General features: G+C 70.8%; 12 protein-coding genes. 5 read left to right on the top strand and 7 right to left on the bottom strand.

What is annotated here, in order from left to right; translation table 11 throughout:
- Nucleotides 1-166: 166 nt before the first annotated feature.
- Nucleotides 167-730: a hypothetical protein gene (locus LY40_RS24835; RefSeq protein WP_258938318.1), complete on the top strand. Its 564-nt coding sequence runs from the start codon at nucleotides 167-169 to the stop codon at nucleotides 728-730.
- Between the two features lie 14 nt (nucleotides 731-744).
- Here the strand turns inward: LY40_RS24835 and LY40_RS24830 are convergent, their stop codons facing one another.
- Nucleotides 745-1,269 carry a GNAT family N-acetyltransferase gene (locus LY40_RS24830; RefSeq protein WP_183779279.1) on the bottom strand — a complete coding sequence of 175 codons (525 nt, stop codon included), beginning with the start codon at nucleotides 1,267-1,269 and terminating at the stop codon, nucleotides 745-747.
- A 260-nt stretch (nucleotides 1,270-1,529) separates the two neighbouring features.
- On the opposite strand from LY40_RS24830, the gene LY40_RS24825 reads away from it, so the two are divergent.
- Both LY40_RS24825 and LY40_RS24820 read left to right on the top strand, forming a co-directional pair.
- The gene (locus LY40_RS24825) at nucleotides 1,530-2,054 is read left to right on the top strand and encodes a GNAT family N-acetyltransferase (protein ID WP_258938317.1); all 525 of its coding nucleotides are present in this window, start codon (nucleotides 1,530-1,532) and stop codon (nucleotides 2,052-2,054) included.
- Nucleotides 2,055-2,496: 442 nt separating this feature from the next.
- Entirely contained in the window at nucleotides 2,497-2,928 is a 432-nt protein-coding gene (locus tag LY40_RS24820) for a DoxX family protein (RefSeq protein WP_258938316.1), read from the top strand.
- On the opposite strand, the gene LY40_RS24815 is transcribed toward LY40_RS24820, so the two are convergent.
- Genes LY40_RS24815 through LY40_RS24805 form a run of 3 tightly spaced genes read right to left on the bottom strand, consistent with a single transcriptional unit; the run spans nucleotide 2,921 to nucleotide 7,219 of the window.
- A complete protein-coding gene (locus LY40_RS24815; protein ID WP_258938315.1) occupies nucleotides 2,921-3,622 on the bottom strand; it encodes a TIGR03089 family protein in 702 nt (233 codons plus the stop codon). The genes LY40_RS24820 and LY40_RS24815 overlap by 8 nt on opposite strands.
- Before the next feature lie 26 nt (nucleotides 3,623-3,648).
- Nucleotides 3,649-5,466 (bottom strand): LCP family protein, encoded by a 1,818-nt coding sequence (locus LY40_RS24810; protein WP_372497780.1) that lies wholly within the window; start codon nucleotides 5,464-5,466, stop codon nucleotides 3,649-3,651.
- 46 nt (nucleotides 5,467-5,512) lie between these two features.
- Nucleotides 5,513-7,219 (bottom strand): LCP family protein, encoded by a 1,707-nt coding sequence (locus LY40_RS24805; protein ID WP_258938314.1) that lies wholly within the window; start codon nucleotides 7,217-7,219, stop codon nucleotides 5,513-5,515.
- A gap of 201 nt (nucleotides 7,220-7,420) precedes the next feature.
- Between LY40_RS24805 and rfbB the strand changes: the two genes are divergently transcribed.
- Together rfbB and rfbD are read left to right on the top strand one after the other, a co-directional pair.
- Nucleotides 7,421-8,395 (top strand): dTDP-glucose 4,6-dehydratase, encoded by a 975-nt coding sequence (rfbB, locus tag LY40_RS24800; protein ID WP_258938313.1) that lies wholly within the window; start codon nucleotides 7,421-7,423, stop codon nucleotides 8,393-8,395.
- Nucleotides 8,396-8,435: 40 nt separating this feature from the next.
- Nucleotides 8,436-9,350 carry a dTDP-4-dehydrorhamnose reductase gene (gene rfbD, locus LY40_RS24795; RefSeq protein WP_183779268.1) on the top strand — a complete coding sequence of 305 codons (915 nt, stop codon included), beginning with the start codon at nucleotides 8,436-8,438 and terminating at the stop codon, nucleotides 9,348-9,350.
- 542 nt (nucleotides 9,351-9,892) lie between these two features.
- On the opposite strand, the gene LY40_RS24790 is transcribed toward rfbD, so the two are convergent.
- Genes LY40_RS24790 through LY40_RS24780 form a run of 3 tightly spaced genes read right to left on the bottom strand, consistent with a single transcriptional unit; the run spans nucleotide 9,893 to nucleotide 14,482 of the window.
- Complete coding sequence (locus LY40_RS24790) at nucleotides 9,893-11,005, bottom strand: glycosyltransferase family 4 protein (protein ID WP_258938312.1); 1,113 nt, start codon at nucleotides 11,003-11,005, stop codon at nucleotides 9,893-9,895.
- Complete coding sequence (locus tag LY40_RS24785) at nucleotides 10,998-13,511, bottom strand: glycosyltransferase (RefSeq protein WP_258938311.1); 2,514 nt, start codon at nucleotides 13,509-13,511, stop codon at nucleotides 10,998-11,000. Before LY40_RS24785 ends, LY40_RS24790 begins: the two co-directional genes overlap by 8 nt.
- 29 nt (nucleotides 13,512-13,540) lie before the next feature.
- Entirely contained in the window at nucleotides 13,541-14,482 is a 942-nt protein-coding gene (locus LY40_RS24780; protein WP_258938310.1) for a glycosyltransferase family 2 protein, read from the bottom strand.
- Nucleotides 14,483-14,638 lie beyond the last annotated feature (156 nt).

Genomic DNA, 14,638 nt, shown 5'->3' with positions numbered 1-14,638 from the left:
CGTGTCCTGCGTTCAGCCCCGCGTGTCCTGCATGCACGACGCCAGCGTCCATGTTCGTCCGCCGGGTCGAACGATGCGCGACCACGTCCCGTCGGGGCCTCTCGCCGAGCGGGTCATCGGTGGCCGGTGACCAACCGGTGGAGCACGTCTGCCACAGTGCCGACGTATGGACCGCGAAGCATCAGCCGAGGCGTCCGAGTCGACCACCCACGGCACGCGTAGGCCGTCGTATCACGTGCTGGCCATCGCGGCGGCCTGCGTGATGCCGGTGCTCGCCGTGCTGCTGCGGGTGCCGATCGCGCAAGGACTGTGGGCGCTGGGCGGTGGCAACGTCCGTGGGCTGATCGTCGTCGTGGGTGTCATGGCCGCGATAACGCTTCCGATGGTGTACGGCATCCACCTGCTCGCGACGCGACTCGGCGCCCAGTGGTGGCTGCTCGGCGTGGTGCCCGCAGGGATCGCCAGCGTGCTCGTGCTGTTGGTGCCCGAACGCACGCATGTCGAGGACGTGGTGCGCGACATGCAGATCGGACCGTCGGCGGGGGCGGCGAACGCGCTGATGCCGACGTGCCTCATCGCCGTCGCGGTCGTGTTCGTGTCCGCGGTGTACGTGTTCGGCATCCTCCGCGGCGACCGCGACACCCCGCGTGGCGGCTGGCGCACCCTCGGCATCGTCCACGTCGTCGGCTGGGCGGTGCTCACCACGGCACTGGCGTTCACCATGGTCTGAGTGCCGGCGGGTTTCTACTCGAGTTCGCCCTCGAGGAGGCTCATCAGGACCATGTCGTACCAGCAGCCGTCGCGACGGAACGCATCGCGGCCGCGGCCATCGGTGCGGAATCCGACCTTCTGATACGCCCGGATGGCCGCGTCGTTGTCGGCCACGACCCACAGCCGGATCGAGTGCAGTCGCATCGCGGCGAATCCGTAGCGGCAGATCGCGGCCACGGTGTCGGTGCCGTAGCCGTGGCCGCGATACCGTTCCTCGCCGATGTAGACGTCCAGCTCGGCGAGCGCGGTCTCGGGTGTCGCATCGCGGAGCGCCACCGTTCCGATCAGCGTGCGGTCGGCGAGCGTTTCCACGGCGAAGGCAGTCGACGAGTACGAATTGACCGGCCGCTCGGCGAAACGTTTGCGGATCTGCGCCAGCGATTCGTCGTAGTCGTGTGCGAGCCACCGGGTGACAGCTGGGTCGCGATGCCAACGCCAATACGTGTCCGCGTCCTCGGGTTCGATCGGCCGCAGCGTGACGAGGTCGCCAGTGATCATGTCTGCGATTCTGCGGTGGCCGACCACTCGGCGGAAGGTGTTTCCACAGCGTCGGCTGGGCTGCGCTCACCACGGGACGGGCGCCCACCATGCTGTGACTGCGGTGGATGCACCTCTGGTACCCGGCCCGCTGCCTTGTCTCGATGCAGGACACGCGTGCCCGAACGCAGGACACGCGGCATGGGGGTCACTCGGCATGGGGGTCACGCCGGGATCGTGTGCTGCCACGGTGGGCTGCGGCGCGATGGCAAGATCGACTCATGCCCGCCCCGATGTCACCGCAACCGCCCCCGCCGCCGAAACCGTCGTTCACGATCACTCCCGCGGCTGTCGACGCCGCCGATGCGGTGCCGGTGCTGCGTGCGTACTTCACCGAGCTGTGCCGCCGCTACTACTCCCGGCCGATCACCGACGAGGACGTCGACGCCGCCATGGCCGACGAGCCCGGTGCCGACCTGCGCCCGCCGACCGGCGTGTTCCTGCTTGCCCGGCAGAGCGGCGTCGTCGCGGGGTGTGTCGGTGTGCGGCTGTTGGATGCCTACGCCGAGCTGACGAAGATGTTCGTGCTGCCGGAGTTCCGCGGCACGGGCCTGGCACCGCGGCTGCTGACGGCCGCCGAGGACCACGCCCGCGCGCACCGCAGCCCGGAGATGCGCCTGGGCACGCGCCTGGACCTCGTCGAGGCACGGAGCTTCTACGCGCGCAGTGGGTATCGCGACATCGACCGATACGGCGACGACCCGTACGCCGAATGCTGGTTCGCTAAGCCGCTGGTCGCAGCGTAGGCGTGACGGCCAAGGATGATCCGCATCGCGGGCGGACGCATGCGACCTCCCGTCCCGCCGGTCGAGGCCAGACAGGCAACGCGGATCCCGAGTCGCAGCCCGGCCCTGGGATCCGCAACACGGTCTCCGCAAAAGCGCAACACGGGCCCTGGAATCCGCAACACGGGCCCAGCAGGCAGGTCGGGGTGAGTGACGGGTGGGAGCACCAGGCGTCCGGAGTGCAGGACACGCGGTGCTGAGTGCAGGACATGCGACGTGTGCTCGTGGGGCGTGTGTCGGGTTATTCGGGTTTTACACGACCCCTGTCATTATCGTTGAAATTTCAACAGTATTGTGGTCGTCACGGTAACGCGCGCTCAGGCAGCACGGTGAGCGCGGGCAACAGGTATGGCTGTGCGGTCGTTGGGCCCACGGCCGGTCAACCAACTGGCGGAGGTCAGGCATGTACGCACGCATTCAGGACGTCGCGGCGCTGATCGGGCGCATCGCGGTCGGCGTCGTGTTCCTCGCCCACGGGCTCGACAAGTGGAACGCGGGCGTCGACGGGACGGCTCAGATGTTCGAGGCCGTCGGCATTCCACTGCCCACCGTCGCCGCGGTGTTCGTCATCGCCGTCGAGGTCATCGGCGCGATCATGTTCATCGTCGGCTTCGCGACGCCGCTGGTCGGCATCGGCTTCGCGGTCGTCGGGCTCGGCGCGACGTTCGCGGTCCACCTCGACGCGGGGCTCACCGGCGAAGGCGGTTACGAACTCGTCCTCGTGCTGGCGCTCGCCGGCCTCGCACTGGGCTTCAACAGCGGCAGGCTGGCACTCGACCACGTGCTCGTCGGCCGCCGTCGCAGCAGCGACAAGGCGGCCGAACCGGTCAGCTGAGGTCGACGGTCGCGGCCTCGGCGGCGCGGTGCGCGTCCAGCTTCGCCGGGTTGGACACCTGCACCACGTGCGCACCCGCCGCCAGCGGCGCGACCAGCGCGTCGAGCACCCCATCCGGCAGGGTCCACGCGCGCGTCGACAACACCCGGTCGCCCGATCCGATGCCGAGCTCGCCGGCTCGCACCCGGGCGGCCGCCAGTACGTCGTCGGCCGTATCGCCCAGCAGCGCGGCGGTGTTGCCGGGCACGGGGATCAGCGGCGTGAAGTCGTCACCCGCGGTGCGCGCGTCCGACAGGTAGTCGAACGCTCCGTTCGGCGCCCCCTGCGGTCCGAGGCCGCGGCCGAGCGGGTCGAGCGCGACGACGGCCGTGTCATCGGCGATCCCCGTCGGACCGTCCGGGCCGGTGAACGCGACCCGTGCCCCGTCGGGGTCGGAGACCACGTGTCCGCCGCACCACCACGTGCCCAGTAGCACGCCCGCGGTCTGCCAGTGCGCGGGCAGGTCGACGGCCACCGGATCGCCCGGCTCGACGTCGAACTCCTCGACCAGCCAGTTCGCCGTCTTCGCCGCCCAGTTGGTCAGCGTCGCCACGGACAGTTCCACGCGGCTGCCCACGGCGTCGTCGTAGTGCGTCACCGCCGGGCGCGCGGCCGATGACAGCAATGGGCGCAGCAGCTGATCGGTGAGATTCACGCCCGTGATTCTCCCTGCCGGACGCGTCAGTTGACGCAGGGGACCTGGTCGGGTGCCTGGCTGAGCGCGTCACCACCGGTGACACCGCGTGCCGAGCTGCCGGCACCCGCGGCGTCACCACCGGCGGCCGCGCCGCCACCGTTCGGCGCGGGGACGTCGTCGGCGGTGCTTGTCGCTTCCGGCGAGGAGCCCCCGCCGTCGCTCGACGACTCGCCATCCTCTCCGCCGGATCCGTGCGCCAGGTCGCGGATGAACGACCGCACCTGCTGCAGATCCACGGTGACGATGCTCTGCCCGTCCCCGCTGCGGGCGGCGATGTCGGCGACGGGGATCGTCTCGAATCCCATCCCGTCGCCCAACAGGTCCTTGGCCTGCTGGGCGAACCCGAGCACGTCCAGGTCCGGGTCGAGCACCAGCGAACGGCGGACCGTGTCGATCAGACCCGAGAGTTTGTCCGGATCCGTGAGCGTGCCCGTCGACATCGCCTTGTCCAGCGCAGACGAGAGGAACGTGTGCTGCCGGACGATGCGGTCCAGGTCACCGTTGGGGAGGTTCTTGCGCTGCCGGACGAACGACAGCGCCTCGCCGCCGGAGACGGTCTGCACCCCGGCCTCGAAGTCGGCGCCCGAGTCCTTGTCCTTCGTCGGTGCGTTCAGGCACACCTCGACGCCGCCGATCGACTCCGTGAGCAGGTAGAACCCGAGCAGGTTGATCTCGGCGTAGTGGTCGATGTGCACCTGGGTGAAGTCCTGCAGCGTGCGCACCAGCGCCCGCCTGCCCGCCTGGTTCGAGTCCCGTTCGAGCTGTGCCCCGTCGGTGACGCCTTCGGCCTTCAATCGTCCCCACTCGGCGTTCTTCGCCGCGCCGTACGCCGAGTTGACCTTGTCCTGGCCGCCGTGGGGCACGTCGACCCACGTGTCCCGCGGAATGGACACGCCGACGGGATCGCTGCCGTCCTTCGGGATGCGCAGGATGATCATCGTGTCGGTCTTGATGCCGTTGGTGCTCTCCGTGCGCAACGCCTTCAGTACCGACAGCGGCAGCGGATTGCCCTGCATGTCCGTGCGCGAATCGGCGCCGACCAGCAGGATGTCCGTCGCGCCGTCGTCCTTCGGGGGCGGCGGCGGAGCCTCCTCGTCACCGCTCGACTCGTAGTGCCAGTCGTCGAGGGCGTCCGTGGTCTCGATCGCGTCGTGGAGCTGGTCGAGCCGCGCGTACGCATAGCCGGTGACGCCGAGCGCGATCACCGACAGCAGCGTGATGACCGTGCGCCCCGTCACGCGGCCCGTGCGGCGGAGCCTGCCTTGGCGAGTCGCGCCGGCGGGGGATGTGGCGGCGGCCGTAGCGGTCGCGGGCGAGGCCGCCGTGGACGACGAGGCCGCCGTGGACGACGAGGCCGCCGTGGACGACGAGGCCGAGGCTGTCGTGGTCCGCGTGCGGCGATGCGGTGTCGGCCGTGGTGCAGCCCTGTGCCGCGCCGTTCCGGCGGTCTTCTCGTCCGAACCGGTGTCGGCCGCCGCTCCGGCGTTGCTGCTTTCGCCGGTGTTGCCTTCGCCGGTGGTGGCGCTCCCGGCGGCGTCGTCCGCCACTGCGCCGTCCGCCACTGCGTCGTCGGCCACTGCGCCGTCCGAGTTGCCGTCGGCAGGAGCCCCAGCGTCACCAGACCCGTGGGGCGCGTCTCCGGCGGCTGCGCCGCCGTCGGCGTCCGCCACTGCGTCGTCGCCGCCCGTCCCGGTCGCTCCGGTGCCGGCTGCCCCCGTGCCGGAGCCCTGCCGGGTCCGCGGCGTGGTGTCGCTGTCCTCGGAGCCCTGGCGCTCGGCGTCCTGCTCCTCGCGCTCGTTCACGCGGCCCCTCCCCATCCGGCGTGTGCTGCTCAGGCCTGCCGTAAGCCTAGTTCACGCACGGGATGCCACCGGCGGTGATGGGTTCGGTCGGCTCATCGGATTCATCCGTTTGCGCCGGTGCGGGCTGCCGCGCTCCGTGTGGAGCTCCCTGGCCGGTCACCACGGGCTCCGACAGGGACGCGGGCGCCACCGAACGGGACGTCTCCGAGCCCCCGGCCGGTTGCCCGGGGACGAACCCGGCGTCGACGTGCACCTCGAGCTTGCCCTCCGGAAGCGCGGAATCCTCCTCGACGCCGACATCGGGTCCGAGCAGTGCCGCGGCGGCCTCGGCGGCGTCGTCTTCCCCCGGGGCGTGCCGGACCACAGGCTCGGTGACAGTGTCCACAATGGCTGAACCTTCACCCTGGAATCCGTTGTCCCGCAACAGCGATCGCACCGACTCGCCGTGCGCCGGATCCGTCGCCGCACTGTAGACGTCCACCGTGTACTCGCCGGCGTCCACGTCGGGTGCCGACGAGGAGTCCCGCTCCTCGTCACCGACGACCTCGTCGACGAACGAGCGCACCTCGTCGACGTCGATCTCCAGTGCCAAGGCGTTGCCGAACCACGCGTTGCCCTCCACCGGGATGGTGCGGAACTCGATGTTGCCACCCGACATGTTCCGCATCTGCGCGGCGAACTGCATCAGGTCCCAGTCCTCCGACAGCACGACCGACGACTGCACCGCCTTGACGACCTCGCCGATCTTGTTCGGGTCGAACAGCACGTCCGGTGACAGCATCTTGCGCACCAGGCCGGACAGGAACGCCTGCTGGCGCGCGATGCGATCCAGGTCGCCGTTCGGCAGGTTGTAGCGCTGGCGTACGAACGACAGTGCGTCCACGCCCTGCAGCGTGTGCCTGCCCGCGCTCAGGTCGAGGCCCGATCGCTTGTCCTTGACGTCGTTGTTCAAGCACACGTCCACGCCGCCGAGCGTCGAGGTGATCTCGTGGAAACTCGCGAGATTGACCTCGGCGTAGCGGTCGATCATGCCCGGCCGGTCGATGAGCTTCTCGATCGACGCGATCAGGTTCTTGCGGCCCGCGACCTGCGCGCGCTCCTCGATCTCCTCCTCGTCGAGGTCGTCGCGGGCGTGGAGCTGCTTCGACGTGTAGGTGTAGGCGCGGCCGAATGCGCTGTTGAGCTTGTGCGTGCCGTACTCGTTGGCGAGGTCGACCCAGGCGTCGCGAGGGAACGAGATCGCCGTGGCGCCGCGCCCGTCCTGCGGGATGTGCACCAGGATCATCGTGTCGGTCTGGCGCTCGCCGTCCGCGTCGCCCGCGTGCAGTTTGTCGAGGACCTTGCGGGGCAGCGGGTTACCGTGGGCGTCGGTGCGGCTGTCCTGGCCGACGAGGAGGATGTCGATCGCGCCGTCCATCGGTGCGGCCCCGGCCCGGTCCTCGTCGAAGACGTCGGTGGTCGACAGCCCGGAGTTGACGTCGCCGATGAACTGCCAGCCGTACCAGGAAACGACCATGACCACGGCCGATACGAGCGCGACGACGGTCTTGCCACCCCGCCGCGCCCACGTGGCCGTGCTGCCCCGCCGTGTGGCGCCGGTGTCATGCGGCGGCTCCTCGTCACCGTGACGGCTGTCCTGCCGCCTGCGGCGCCGTCCCCACAGGCTGCGCTTCCTCCACTGACTGCGCTTTCTTCGCTGACTGCGCTGTCGGCGGGAGCCGGCCACGACCGCTGTCCCCGGCCAGTCGGTCACCTCTAGCTCCTCCCGGATGGCTGCCTCTTCTCACCCTACTGATCGGTGTGTGTAACGCTTGTTCGGCCGCACAGCCGTTGCGACCTTGTTGTCGAGTTCCCTTCTTTCGGAGGGTTTGAATCGGCCGTCTGCGGTCCGCGGTGGCGGTCCGCGGTGGCGCTGGCGGGCACGCTCGCGCCGGTCACAGGTACGGGAGGACACATGCGGGTGCTCGTCACGGGCGGCGCCGGGTTCATCGGGTCGCACTTCGTGAGGCAGACGCTCGGCGGGGCCTATGCGGAGCTGGCCGACGCCGAGGTCGTCGTGCTGGACAAGCTGACGTACGCCGGCAACCGGGCCAATCTGGATCCGGTCGCCGACAACCCGCGGCTGCGGTTCGTGCGCGGCGACATCTGCGACCCGGGCGTGGTCACCGACGTCATGCGTGGTGTGGACCTCGTGGTGCACTTCGCGGCCGAGTCGCATGTGGATCGTTCGATCGCAGGGTCGGCCGACTTCGTGCTCACCAACGTCGCCGGGACGCAGACGCTGCTCCAGGCGGCCGTCGACGCCGGCGTCGGCCGGTTCGTCCACGTGTCCACCGACGAGGTGTACGGCTCGATCGAGGAAGGCTCGTGGCCCGAGGACCACCCGTTGCTGCCGAACTCGCCGTACTCGGCGTCGAAGGCATCATCCGACCTGCTGGCCCGGTCCTTCCACCGCACCCACGACCTCGACGTGTGTATCACTCGGTGTTCGAACAACTACGGTCCGTATCAGTTCCCCGAGAAGGTCATCCCGCTGTTCGTGACCAACCTGCTCGACGGCAAGCAGGTGCCGCTGTACGGCGACGGGCTCAACGTGCGCGACTGGCTCCACATCGACGACCACTGCCGAGGCATCGCACTCGTGGCCGCCTCGGGACGGGCAGGCGAGATCTACAACATCGGCGGCGGCACCGAACTGACCAACCGTGAGCTCACCGAACGCCTGCTCGCAGCGGTGGGGGCGGGCTGGGAAAAGGTACGGCCCGTCGAGGACCGCAAGGGTCACGACCGCAGGTATTCGGTCGACATCACCAAGATCAGCACCGAACTGGGTTATCGTCCCCGCATCGACTTCGAAACCGGACTCGCCGACACGGTGCGGTGGTATGCCGAGAACCGCTCGTGGTGGGAACCGCTGAAGAACCGGTGACGTGCGTCGCCCGCTGTCTGTCGTTGTATGAGGTGATCGGATGAGCCGCCTCGCGGTGCTGGTGCCCGGTGGATCGGGCCAGCTCGGGAAGGATCTGTCGGCCGTCGGTGCGGAACGCGGCGCCGCCGTGCACGCCCCCGGGTCCGCGGAACTGGACATCACCAAGCCGGGCGCCGTCCTGGAGGGCGTTTCTCGGCTGGTGGACGGGGCGCGGGCCGACGGCCGCGTGCCCGTGGTGATCAACGCGGCGGCCTACACGGCCGTCGACGCTGCCGAGGACGACGAACAGCGCGCGTTCGCCGTGAACGTCGACGGGCCGCGGGTGCTGTCCGCGGTGTGTGCGTCCCGTCGGGTGCCGCTGCTGCACGTGTCGACCGACTACGTCTTCAGCGGGGACGGCGAGACTCCCTACGAACCGGATGCGCCGCTGGGGCCCCGCAGTGCGTACGGCCGGACCAAGGCGGCGGGAGAGGACGCCGTGCTCGGCTCCGGTGTCACGGGGTGGATCGTACGCACGGCGTGGGTGTACGGCGCCGGTGGCGGAAACTTCGTCAAGACCATGGCGCGGCTGGCTTCGGAGGGGGTGAACCCGTCCGTCGTGGATGATCAGCGCGGGAGTCCGACATGGACGGTCGATCTCGCGTCGGGCCTGCTGGAGCTGGCGTCGGCGGTCGCCGGCGGTGCGGGTCCGCAGCGCCGGGTACTGCACTGCACGGGCGGCGGCGAGACCACCTGGTACGAGTTCGCACGCGCGGTGTTCGAGGAGGTCGGCGCCGACCCCGACCGCGTGTCACCGTGCACGACGGCGGATCACCCGCGCCCCGCCCCGAGGCCCGCGTACTCGGTGCTGTCGAACGCCGCGTGGCGCGAGGCGGGGCTGACCCCGTTGCGCCCGTGGCGCGAAGCCCTGCAGGCTTTCGTCGCCGACCACCGGAGCGCCCTGGCCGACTCGTAACCTCGCGTGTCCTGCACTCGAACGCGCGTGTTCTGCACTCGGGTACCGCGTGTTCTGCACTCGGGCACGTGTTGCCCCACCCGTCACCCGACCACCAACCCTCGTCGACGCGCTAGAGCGCGACGGTGCCTACTCGGGCCTGTGTTGCTCCCTCGCGCGCCGTCCAGTCACGCCTAACCATCGCCCGCGACGACACGTTGACGTGCGGCGGTTCCCGACGGGGCCGGTGTCGAGTTTTCGGCGCCGAGGTCTCCGTCGGTCGTCCACGGCAGCGACGCGCTGGCGGCGGTGGCCGAAGCGCACCGGCGCACGATGGAACGGTGCCCGCGACCGGACTTTGACGGGGGCGGTGCTGACCCTGTCCGATCTCGCCGGTGGCCCCGGCTCCTGTCCCGACGTGCCGTGCGCCGAGAACGCAGAATACGCGGTGCTGAGTGCGGAACACGCGGTGCTGAACGCAGGACACGCGGTGCTGAACGCAGAACGAGCGTCCGACTGCAGGACACCGGCCCCTGGAAGGCGCAACACGCGGGGTTGGTTGGTCAGGGGGTGCCCGCGGCGGTGCGGTAGGCGGCCAGGGTCGTTTCGGCGCAGCGGAGCCAAGTGAAGTTGCCGGCGTGGGCGCGGCGCGCGGCTGCGGTCGACGCGGCGTTGGGTTCGTCGACGGCGGCGCGCAGCTCCGCGGCGAGCGCGTCGACGTCGCCGTACGGCGCGAGGTGCGCCAACCCGCCCGCGACCTCGCGGAGTGCGGGTACGTCCGTGCACACCACCGGAGTGTCGCACGCCATGGCCTCGAGCACCGGCAGTCCGAAGCCCTCGTCGCGGGAGGGCAGCACGAGCGCGGACGCCCCGGCGACCACGCGTTGCAGGTCCACATCGGACAGGTAGCCGACGTGGTGCCGCCGTTCGCCGCGCGGAAAGCGGCCAGGGCCAGCGAACACCAGTGGCGGCAGCGAGGGGTCGGCGGCGTGTGCCTTCAGCAGCCAGTTCAGCCCCTTGCGTGGCCCCGGCGCACCGGCGAACAGCAGATACCGCGACGGCAGCCCGAGCCGTTGCCGCGTCCGCGAACTCGGCGGACGTCCGGTGAACCAACCGGCGTCGACCCCGAGCGGCGTCACGACGATCTTGTCGCGATCCACGTCGAGCCGCTCCGCGACGGCGTCGGCGACGGCCTCGGTCGGAGTGCAGATCACGTGCGCCCTTGCGGCGCCGCGGCGTACGAGCTCCGGCAGTTCGGCGTCGCTCGGCGCCAGCTCCTCCGGGGCGTCGAGGAACGCCAGGTCGTGGATCGTCAGCACGCCCGCACCGCGGATGCTGGCCGGCAGCACGAAGTTCGTGCCGTGTACGACGTCGTAACGGCCCGCGAACAGGCCCACCGGCGGCAGCGGCGAGCGCACCCACAGCTTGCGCAGTATCCGTGCGGGGACCGGCATGCCGCGTGCCGCCACGTCGTGCGGCAGCACCGTGCGCAGTTTCCGCCAGCCTCGGAGGGTGAACGCGACGGCGCGCAGATCGACGTCGTCGGCCAGCGAGGCGAGTTCCTCGGAGAGCGATGCGGTGTACCGGCCGATTCCCGTGCGGTTGCCCAGCAGCGGGGTGCCGTCGAGTAGCACTCGCAACGGCTTCCCGCTCGACGTCCTGTCCGGTTCAGCCACGGCCCAGCCTCGTCCGTACGATCTTGCGCACCCGGCCCGCGGCCCTGCGAGTCAGCTCGGCGGGGCCGCCGTCGGAGAGATATTCCTTGACCAGCGCCACGTCGCGGCGCACCTTCTGCGCCCGGTTCAGCGGCGGTTCCCTCGTGAGGTCGGCCGCTCCCGCCAGGCGGTCGGCGGCCGGCCGCGGATCGCGTACGAACTTCACCAGCGGGTCGAGCACGTTCGGCCAGGTGTACCGCTGGGCGACCACGGCGATGCGCTCGCGGCAGCCGTCGACGAAATCCGTGTCGTACAGGCACTTCTCGAGCGCGTCGGCAAGCGCCTCGGTGTCCTCGGCGGGAACGACGACGCCGAGTTGCTCGCGGCGCACCAGGTCGGCGAACGCGTCGCCGTCGGTCGTGATGATGGGCAGCCCCGCCCACAGGTAGTCCAGCACGCGGGTGCGGAACGCGAACGTCGTCTCGATGTGCTCGAAGTGCGTGGTGACACCGCAATCGGCGTCGAGCAACCAGTTCTGACGGTCGTCGTAGGCGACCCATTCCTGGTTGAAGAACACGTGTTTCCCGGTCAGGCCGAGAGTGTCGGACAGCCGCATGGTCCGTGCGCCGATGTCCATCTCGGTCACCTCGGGATTGGGGTGCTTCATGCCGAGGAACACCAACCGTGCGTCGCCGCGGCGGTCGCTGAGACGTTCCACCGCGCGCACGAGCGTCAGCGGGTCGAACCAGCTGTAGACACCGCCGGCCCACAGCACCACCCGGTCGCTTTCGGACAGTCCGAGCGAGGAGCGCAGGCCCGCGCCGGTGCGCTGCGGCGGCCGGTCCGACAGTCCGAACGGGACGACCGACAACAACGACTGCGTCGTCGGGTCCGAGTCGTAGAGCCGCGGGGTGAGCCTGCCCGTTGCGGCGAGATGGCCGAGCCACAGGTGTCGTTGTCGCTCGGATGCGCACAGGAAGAAGTCGCCGCGCTGCAGCTGGGCGTCCAGCACGCGCGTGACGCCGTCGAGGTCGGCCGCGCGGCGGTCGTCGGGTACGTCCTTGGTCTGCTCGAGCAGTTCGAGGTGCATCGGGTCGTACAGGTCGCACACGACGATCTTGTGCGCGTACTCGTCTTTCAGCGCAGGCGCCATCTCCAGCACGTGCCCCTGCAGGATGACGACGTCGGCCCACTCGACGGGTTCGGCCAGGTCACGCCTGCGGGCGGCGCTCACGGGGAACGGCGCGGGCGGCGGCTCGGCGAGCGGGTTGACCGTCACGAGGCGGACGTCGTGTTCGCCGGAGAGGACCTCGGCGATGTTCCACGCCCTGATCGCCGGGCCGGCCATGCGCTCGGTGATCGCGTCGCCGGTGAGCACGAGCACCTTGCGGCGGGTGCCGAACGCCCGCTCGAGGCCGAAGGCCTCGACGAGGATGTCGTGTGCTGCGAGGTATCGGGGGAGGGGATAGGCCGGTTCGAAGGCGTTGCGCAGCAGCGGCAGCAGGTCGGCGTCGGTGCGGACGCGCGCGGCCTGTTCGACGGCGCGGGAGCGTGCCAGCGACGGCAGTTGCTCGACGAACTGATCGACCGCCAGGACGCCGGCGAGCGTGCTGCGCGGCACCGCCACGGGCGAGGTGTCGGCGGGGCCGGTGCCGTGTTCTAGGTCGAGTTGCGTCGGGTCGAGCTCGCCCCGCGCGGTGGCCCGGCGCACGGTGAGCGCCAGCGCCGCGGGCAGCGCGGCAGCGAGTGTCTCGTCGGAGACGTTCTTGTACAGCGCGGCCAGGGCGTTGCGCTCCAGCAGAAACGTCTCCCGGCCACCGTCCGGCGAGTCCACTTCGGACATCGTGGCGTGGTGCCGGTGATAGGTCAGCGACTCCGGCACGTAGCGCACGCGCCAGCCGCGCAGGTTCAGCCGCCAGCCGAGATCGACGTCCTCGTAGAACATGAAGAAGCGCTCGTCGAAGCCGCCGAGCTCGGCGAACACCGACGAGCGCACGAACATCGCCGACCCGGTGGCGAACAGCACGTCCTTGGTGACCTCGTGCTCGGCGCGTGGCACGTCGGCGATCGGCCCCCCGGAGCGGGGCTTGTAGCCCATGCCGAACCAGGTGAGTCCCGCGTCGACGAAGTCGGTGCCCGTGCCCTCCCAGTCGAGGACCTTGCTTGCGACCGCGCCGACGGTGGGCTCGGCCCGCAGCGTCGCCACGGCGGTCCCGACCCAGCCGGGCGCCGGCCGGGCGTCGTTGTTGAGCAGCGCCAGCACGGTGCCGTTCGCCTCGCGTGCGCCGAGGTTGCAGCCGCCCGCGAATCCGCGGTTCGTCTCCGAGGTGACGAGCCGGACCCCCGGCACCGCGTTGCGGATGCGCGCCACGTCGTCGCCGCCCGAGGCGTTGTCGACGCAGATGACCTCGAGGTTCGGGTAGTCGTGCTCGGCCAGCGCGCGCAGGCACGCGATCGTGTCGTCGGCGCCGCGATAGTTCACCACGACGACCGAGACCAGCGGTACTGCCGGGTCCTGCTGCGGCACGGGCACTCCTTCCCCTCAGTCGCCCCAGCTTATCCGCCGGCCCAGCGCCGCCAGAGGGAGCCTCGGCCGACCGTCGAGCGGCGCGTGACGTCCCGTCGGGTGCGCCGCACCCAGCCCGACCTGCGGGTGAGGTCGGCCAGCACGCGCAGGCGCAGTCGCGGGTCGAAGTTCGCCGCGTCGGGCACGTCCGGGTGGCGGGGTCGGAGCTGCGCGGTCAGGCTGCGCAGCGGCAGCAGCGCGGTGAGGGCGGCGAACCGTGCGAGTTCGCGCAGCGCGACCCCGGTGGGAGCGCAACGAAGGAGCATCAGCAGGCGGTTGCGCTCGTTCCACCGGTGGAAGGCAGCCGAGCCCGGCCGCGTGCTGGCGCCGTGGCGGTGGTGGACGTCGGTCTCGGCCACCGCGATGTCCCAGCCCGCGAGGCGCAGTCGCCAGGACGTGTCGGTGTCCTCGTAGTAGCAGAAGAACTCGGTGGGCACGCCGCCGACGTCGCGGAGCGCGCGGGTGCGTACGAGCGCGGCGCCGCCGCAGAAGCCGAACGGCGTGGTGGTGGTGCGGTCGGTGAGGTCGTGGCCGTGCCCGTCGGCGGTGAGGCCGACGCCGGTGGACTGCACCGTGCCGTCGGGGCGGATCAGCCGGGAGGTGACGGCGCCCGTGGTGGGGCCCGCGGCGGCTTCCAGGTCGGCGAGCCAGCCGGGCTGCGGCACCGCGTCGTCGTTCAGCCACGCGACGAACTCGGTGTCGACCACCTCGAGCGCGGCCGCGATGCCGCCCGCGTAGCCCGTGTTGGCGCCGAGTCGCAGCACCTCGGGGGCGCTCGGGTGCTCGGCGAGGATCCGCCGGGTGGCGTCGTCGGCTGCGTTGTCGACCACGAGTGTCCGATGTGGACGTGTCTGTGCGGCGAGCCCGTCGAGGCAGTCGCCGAGGTGGGCAGCACCGCGCCAGGTCACGACGACGACGGTGGTGGCGGGCATGGGTAGCACCGTAGCGACCACGGCGGCCGCACGGCGGGCGGGAGGTCACCGTGGGTGGGGGGCACCGTGGGCGGGAGGTCACCGTGGGCGGGAGGTCACCGTGGGTGGGAGTGCACTGCGGGCGAGCATGATCAGGGAAGAATCGGGGCTCCCGCC

This window comes from Prauserella salsuginis, assembly GCF_024648885.1.
Classification (GTDB): domain Bacteria; phylum Actinomycetota; class Actinomycetes; order Mycobacteriales; family Pseudonocardiaceae; genus Prauserella; species Prauserella salsuginis.
Note: the sequence above shows the minus strand (reverse complement) of the source record. Positions and strands in the feature narration are given on the sequence as shown.